This window comes from Streptomyces sp. NPDC048411, assembly GCF_040704695.1.
Taxonomy (GTDB): Bacteria; Actinomycetota; Actinomycetes; order Streptomycetales; family Streptomycetaceae; genus Streptomyces.
The window spans coordinates 1,313-3,272 of sequence record NZ_JBEZKL010000249.1 but is presented as its reverse complement, the minus strand read 5'-3'; the positions used below and the strand labels follow the sequence as shown (position 1 = coordinate 3,272).

Genomic DNA, 1,960 nt, shown 5'->3' with positions numbered 1-1,960 from the left:
ACTTCACAGTGGACGCGAGCATCTGTGGCCAAGTTTTTAAGGGCGCACGGTGGATGCCTTGGCACCAGGAACCGATGAAGGACGTGGGAGGCCGCGATAGGCCCCGGGGAGCTGTCAACCGAGCTTTGATCCGGGGGTGTCCGAATGGGGAAACCCGGCAGTCGTCATGGGCTGTCACCCGCTGCTGAACACATAGGCAGTGTGGAGGGAACGAGGGGAAGTGAAACATCTCAGTACCCTCAGGAAGAGAAAACAACCGTGATTCCGGGAGTAGTGGCGAGCGAAACTGGATGAGGCCAAACCGTATGCGTGTGATACCCGGCAGGGGTTGCGCATGCGGGGTTGTGGGATCTCTTTTTCACGGTCTGCCGGCCGTGAGACGAGTCAGAAACCGTTGATGTAGGCGAAGGACATGCGAAAGGTCCGGCGTAGAGGGTAAGACCCCCGTAGCTGAAACATTGACGGCTCGTTTGAGAGACACCCAAGTAGCACGGGGCCCGAGAAATCCCGTGTGAATCTGGCGGGACCACCCGCTAAGCCTAAATATTCCCTGGTGACCGATAGCGGATAGTACCGTGAGGGAATGGTGAAAAGTACCGCGGGAGCGGAGTGAAATAGTACCTGAAACCGTGTGCCTACAAGCCGTGGGAGCGTCGCTGTTGTTCTTCGGAGCAACAGTCGTGACTGCGTGCCTTTTGAAGAATGAGCCTGCGAGTTTGCGGTGTGTTGCGAGGTTAACCCGTGTGGGGAAGCCGTAGCGAAAGCGAGTCCGAATAGGGCGTTTCAGTAGCACGCTCAAGACCCGAAGCGGAGTGATCTAGCCATGGGCAGGTTGAAGCGGAGGTAAGACTTCGTGGAGGACCGAACCCACCAGGGTTGAAAACCTGGGGGATGACCTGTGGTTAGGGGTGAAAGGCCAATCAAACTCCGTGATAGCTGGTTCTCCCCGAAATGCATTTAGGTGCAGCGTCGTGTGTTTCTTGCCGGAGGTAGAGCACTGGATAGGCGATGGGCCCTACCGGGTTACTGACCTTAGCCAAACTCCGAATGCCGGTAAGTGAGAGCACGGCAGTGAGACTGTGGGGGATAAGCTCCATGGTCGAGAGGGAAACAGCCCAGAGCATCGACTAAGGCCCCTAAGCGTACGCTAAGTGGGAAAGGATGTGGAGTCGCAGAGACAACCAGGAGGTTGGCTTAGAAGCAGCCACCCTTGAAAGAGTGCGTAATAGCTCACTGGTCAAGTGATTCCGCGCCGACAATGTAGCGGGGCTCAAGCGTACCGCCGAAGTCGTGTCATTCGTACATGTATCCCCAACGGGAGTACGGATGGGTAGGGGAGCGTCGTGTGCCGGGTGAAGCAGCCGCGGAAGCGAGTTGTGGACGGTTCACGAGTGAGAATGCAGGCATGAGTAGCGATACACACGTGAGAAACGTGTGCGCCGATTGACTAAGGGTTCCTGGGTCAAGCTGATCTGCCCAGGGTAAGTCGGGACCTAAGGCGAGGCCGACAGGCGTAGTCGATGGACAACCGGTTGATATTCCGGTACCCGCTTTGAAACGCCCAATACTGAATCAGGCGATGCTAAGTCCGTGAAGCCGGCCCGATCTCTTCGGAGTTGAGGGTAGTGGTGGAGCCGACGAACCAGACTTGTACTAGGTAAGCGATGGGGTGACGCAGGAAGGTAGTCCAGCCCGGGCGGTGGTAGTCCCGGGGTAAGGGTGTAGGGCGTGTGGTAGGTAAATCCGTCACACATGTGCCTGAGACCTGATGCCGAGCCGATTGTGGTGAAGTGGATGATCCTATGCTGTCGAGAAAAGCCTCTAGCGAGTTTCATGGCGGCCCGTACCCTAAACCGACTCAGGTAGTCAGGTAGAGAATACCGAGGCGTTCGGGTGAACTATGGTTAAGGAACTCGGCAAAATGCCCCCGTAACTTCGGGAGAAGGGGGGCCATCACCGG

At 57.0% G+C, this 1,960-nt stretch carries 1 rRNA gene (only partly in view); it reads left to right on the top strand.

The features are described from left to right. Positions 1-26: 26 nt before the first annotated feature. A 23S ribosomal RNA gene (locus AB0915_RS38225) occupies positions 27-1,960 on the top strand; it runs 1,290 nt beyond the window's last position.